At 61.7% G+C, this 4,514-nt stretch carries 7 protein-coding genes; 4 read left to right on the top strand and 3 right to left on the bottom strand.

Annotation, left to right across the window (positions count from 1 at the left end):
• Window positions 1-256, bottom strand: a 256-nt coding sequence (locus ACFOM8_RS22595; RefSeq protein WP_377764619.1) for a hypothetical protein, incomplete at its 3' end; no start/stop codon positions are given.
• A gap of 434 nt (window positions 257-690) precedes the next feature.
• Here ACFOM8_RS22595 and ACFOM8_RS22590 point away from each other — a divergent pair.
• The 4 genes from ACFOM8_RS22590 (at window position 691) to ACFOM8_RS22575 (ending at window position 3,074) form a co-directional block, all read left to right on the top strand.
• Complete coding sequence (locus ACFOM8_RS22590; RefSeq protein WP_377764618.1) at window positions 691-975, top strand: BrnT family toxin; 285 nt, start codon at window positions 691-693, stop codon at window positions 973-975.
• Entirely contained in the window at window positions 959-1,222 is a 264-nt protein-coding gene (locus ACFOM8_RS22585; RefSeq protein ID WP_377764617.1) for a BrnA antitoxin family protein, read from the top strand. Before ACFOM8_RS22590 ends, ACFOM8_RS22585 begins: the two co-directional genes overlap by 17 nt.
• A 423-nt stretch (window positions 1,223-1,645) precedes the next feature.
• Window positions 1,646-2,227, top strand: coding sequence for a plasmid mobilization protein (locus ACFOM8_RS22580; RefSeq protein ID WP_377764616.1), 582 nt, complete (start codon window positions 1,646-1,648; stop codon window positions 2,225-2,227).
• Between the two features lie 325 nt (window positions 2,228-2,552).
• Window positions 2,553-3,074, top strand: a complete 522-nt coding sequence (locus ACFOM8_RS22575) for a helix-turn-helix domain-containing protein (RefSeq protein ID WP_377764615.1) — start codon at window positions 2,553-2,555, stop codon at window positions 3,072-3,074.
• Window positions 3,075-3,335: 261 nt separating this feature from the next.
• Here the strand turns inward: ACFOM8_RS22575 and ACFOM8_RS22570 are convergent, their stop codons facing one another.
• Together ACFOM8_RS22570 and ACFOM8_RS22565 are read right to left on the bottom strand one after the other, a co-directional pair.
• On the bottom strand, window positions 3,336-3,719 hold the full coding sequence (locus ACFOM8_RS22570; protein ID WP_377764614.1) for a hypothetical protein: 384 nt from the start codon (window positions 3,717-3,719) through the stop codon (window positions 3,336-3,338).
• A gap of 14 nt (window positions 3,720-3,733) precedes the next feature.
• Window positions 3,734-4,514: replication initiation protein (locus ACFOM8_RS22565; protein WP_377764613.1), on the bottom strand; the 781-nt coding region annotated here is incomplete at its 5' end.

Genomic DNA, 4,514 nt, shown 5'->3' with positions numbered 1-4,514 from the left:
CCCGGTATTCGCCGGACAGCTTCACGCCGGTCAGGCGGTCGAGGCATTCCCGAAGCCAGACGTTATCGGCCCGGCTGCCTTCGCCACGGAGGCGAAGGGTGGGAACTTCGAGCCAGACCGCATTGGGGACGGCCGCGGCCACGCGCTGTTCATCGAGCGCGGCCGCGATCTCCCACACGGCCGAGACCATGGCCGGGGTCAAAGCGCGGTCTGATCGGAGCGCAACGGCGCTGGACGGCACGGTGATTTCTCTCATTAGACAACTATAAGAGACACAGTAAGTTGTCGTCAATCATGTGTCTGACCCCTCCGGGATGTTGTCGCTACCCCTCCGGGATGTTGTCGCTACCCCTCCGGGATGTTGTCGCTACCCCTCCGGGATGTTGTCGTCAGCCCTCCGGGATGTTGTCGTGAAGGCCTACAGTGTCAGTGTCGGGTGTCGCGGGGAGCGTAGCGACACGCGACACGCGACACCCGACACTCAGCCGAAACCGGCGGCTCGGGCTGCCCGCCCCCCAGGCTTGCCAGCCCTTGGATCGGCGCTGCGCCTGGGGGGGCGACCCAGATGACGAGGACAGCCCCTCACCTGCCACGCCGCCTTGCTGGCAAGGGGGCAGGCTGGAGAAAAGGCTTCCCGGTAGCAGCCGGAACTCTTACATTACGTTTGTGTAGACACTATTCTGAGCATCCATGAAGGTTGCGGGCTTCGACTGGGACGAGGGCAACTGGCCGAAGTGCGGCAAGCACGGGGTCAGCCGCGAGGAGATCGAGGAGGTGCTGTCGGGCACGCCTGCCGTGATGCCCGATCCCTTTCCCGAGGAACCCCGGATGCGGGCTATCGGGACGACCGCAGCGGGCCGGTACGTGTTCCTGGTCTTCATGCTGCGGCAGATCGACGGAGAGACCCGCCTGCGGCCCATCAGCGCCCGCTACATGCACCAGAAGGAGATCGCGCACCATGAAGGCACCCGGTAAGCCCATGCCGTCCCTGCGCAGCGATGCGGAGGCGGAGCGGTTCGTGGAGACGGCCGACCTGAGCAAATACGACCTGTCGGGCTTCAAGCCGATGCGGTTCGAGATCGAGCCGAAGGCGGCGGCGCTGAACATGCGCCTGCCCGCCGCGCTGCTCGATGCGGTGAAGGCCAAGGCCAAGGCCCGCGGCATCCCCTACACGCGCTATGTGCGGATGCTGCTGGAAGCAGACGTAGCCCCGCCCCGCTGAGCTGACCGGCTGGCGCTACGTCTCAGGGGCAGCCCAAGTGGCACAGGCAGCTCTCTCACCGGCCAAGCCGTTCCAGTGGCCAGATCGGCAGGCTGAGAAAATCAGAGAACCGCAAAGAGGCCCTGCAGCGCCCCACAGGGGCCTCTCAGCCTCCGGACAGGGAAATCCACCCGAGAACCCGAGACGGGCCTCTACTGGGCCTCTCCGTGGCTCTGAGAGGCCATCCCTGTCTGATCCTCCGGCGCCATCGTCAGCGCGGCATCCCTGCCCCTTGCTCCCGGATCGTTGCCTTGGAGGTCCACTCGGCAGGCTTTGGGAGCGGCCCTAAACCGCCCTGATCTGTGAAGGCTGTTTTCATATGTGTGTTAATGGCAGGAAATGTAACTTGGATACTTCACAGCCTCCAAGTTGGATACTTTACACATGCCGAGACGCAAGTTCAGCCGCCTGACGAATGCCCAGAAGCAGGCCCTGCGGGGCGAACTCGACGCGAAGGTGCCGGTGACGGAACTGGCGAAGAAATACGCGGTCAGCCGCCGGACGATCTACAACCTCAAGAACCGCTGGGACGAGCGCCTGCCGCAGTCCCGCAGCAAGGTGCTGACTGTGCGGGTCAGCGCCGAGGACATGGAGCGGCTGGACGCCCTGGCGAAGGACCTGGACCTGAGCCGGGCCGACACCGCGCGGCGGGTGCTGCTCTACGCGGCGGGCATCTACCACATCGAGCCGCCGGAGGCGGGGGAGATTGCGGAACTGACCAAGGAGGTCTCAGCGATCGGGCGGAACGTGAACCAGGCGGTGCGCGCCATGAACGCGGCGGTGCAGCGCGGGCAGAAGATCCCCCGCCTACTGCTCGACCAGTTGGCTCACCAGCTCCATCAGATCGCCCGAGAGAACGAGAAGGCTCGCAGTTTGATGGGCCGGCGCGCCCAGCAGCAGCGGGCGCATGTAGATCAGATTGTGGAAGCCATGAAGGGCCGCGAAGAAGGTGCAGTGCCGGATTGAACGTGATCGCCGCGCTTGAAGCGAACGGATAGCTCTAGGTTAAGAGCAGATTTTTTTGCATTCCGGGCCTCAGGCGGCTCAAAAAATAGCCTGGGATATGGACACCCCTGTCCGGGGGTTATTCCCTACTATGTTCCGTCCTTCAACACGGTATCCTTTATCGAATGGGATACTTATTTAGTGGACGATCTGGACCCCTCCCCCCGTGGACTTGATTGTCCCCTCCATGGGTCACATATGACCACAGGGTAACAGTCTAAACCCCTTCACACAAAGGGGTTTGCGCCTCACTTACCTACCATAGCCAACGCGAAGTGAGGTTAAAATGGCAAAAGATACTTCCAAAGAAAAGACCACGAACGTCGTCCCCCTGAAGCCCGCAGGGACGCTCGCAGAAAATCCCAAGGTTCTGAACCAGAAATGGGGCAAGGAAACTATGGCCGCAAACTACGCGGTCATTCCAAGCGCCTTGATTCGGGGGCAGGCTCGGCTTGGCATCAATGCCACGGAGTTTGCACTCTTGGTCCACCTTATCGATCATTGGTGGAAACCGGGCGAAATGCCTTGGCCCTCGAAAAAGACCTTGGCGGAACGGTTGCGCGTGGGTGAAAAGACTGTTCAGCGCGCAATGGCCCATCTTGAGGAAGAAGGGCTTATTCAGCGGAAAAAGCGTTTCAATAAGACGGGCGCGCGCACATCCAACGAATACGATCTGGCCCCGCTGGTGGAGCGACTCAAGCCGATTGCCAAGGATTTGGTGGCGGCATCGAACGATGCCAAGGCCATCAAGAAGAAGGCGCAGCGTCCCGGCCTGAAAAACCGGACACCTAAGAAGGCGGCGTCCTGATGAGGCGGCTTGTGACGAATGAGGCGTTTTACCGTTGGGTGATGCTGCTGATTGCTGTGGCTACCTTGATCGTTGGCATCATGCAGGCTGTCTAGCCATGTTGTTCAACCGGACAGTTCGTCAGGCTCTTACATCATGAAAGGGCCTGACGCTTATCCAAGGAACCACTTCCACCTCGGCCGATGCTACGGCCACGCGCTGCTCAGCGGAACATCCCAAAGGTCGCTGCCCTATGCCTTGACCAAGATTTGGCCCCATTGGTTAGAGGGGTCTCTTGCGCCAGGGCCACCACCTAGCACTAGAGAAGTTGGTAGACCGCTGGTCGGTTATCAATAAAGTTGCCTGCTGCCGCCAGCGGTCTCGATCTTCCTTCAGGTCGGCTGAAATCTCACGCTCCCGATCTAGCATGGACTCCAGTGCTGCGATGCGTTCGAGAAAGCGGGTTTCTTCCAATTCCTCACTGCTTCCTTTCGTACCCCTATGGGGTTCCATGTCGAACGCCCGCGCCAGTTCTGCCGGATCAATCGAGTAGGTGCCATCCTCGTGACGGGTCGCGCTGAGCTTCCCGGTTTTTACGGCCCTGTTGATGGTGGACTTGCTCTTGCCAGTCAGCTTTGCGGCTTGGGACAGGGAGAGTTTCGGCATGGTTCCGTACCGCGTCATTTTGAGGTTCCAGAGAGAACCCCTTGCCCATGAGCGGAGAAGGCGGCGCGGGCAAGATCAGCCTCGCGTCGGGGCACGGTAAGGATTCCCGCCTTGAAGGTGCGCCCCACCCGGTCCGCCCAGGTTTCGCGCTCCGCCTGAGTGAGCCCGTGCCACCACTCCAAGGCCGGTTCCGCTTGGGTTTCCGCTCCAAGCAGGGGCAGGGCGTCATCAGTGTCTTGCTGGCGGCGACGGACGTTTCGGTGGCGTTCATTCTCGGCTGCGGTCTCGGCCGCATCATGGGGGTCCTTCCAGTTCCAGTCAAAGCGCACCGCATGAACAGCCCGGCCCCGCTTTTCGAGGGTCATTTTTACTCTAACGGTGCCGTAGTCATTGATCGCCTCGAGGGCCGGATCGAGGACACGCTGCCGGAAAGTATTGAAGCGGGCATAGGACTTCTGGGTATCAGCGCTCATGAGTGCCCGGAGTTCGTCCAGCGTGAACGTCCAGCACGGCCTACCGAGGCGCTTCTTGTCGGCAAGGATCGCGTAGAGCTGACGACCGTGACCCGTCAGGCGATGCGCGGCGTGGGCCTCGATCTTGGTGAAGTTCGAGGGGCTGCGTAGGGCGTGGACGCCAGCGGGCGGGATCAGCAGGCGGGCTACGCTGCCTCCCTGCGTAATGTGCCATTCGGCCAGAACCACCGCCCCCCACGGATCGCCCCGGTATTCGCCGGACAGCTTCACGCCGGTCAGGCGGTCGAGGCATTCCCGAAGCCAGACGTTATCGGCCCGGCTG

This window comes from Paracoccus angustae (genome assembly GCF_042648745.1).
Taxonomy (GTDB): domain Bacteria; phylum Pseudomonadota; class Alphaproteobacteria; order Rhodobacterales; family Rhodobacteraceae; genus Paracoccus; species Paracoccus angustae.
Note: the sequence above shows the minus strand (reverse complement) of the source record. Positions and strands in the feature narration are given on the sequence as shown.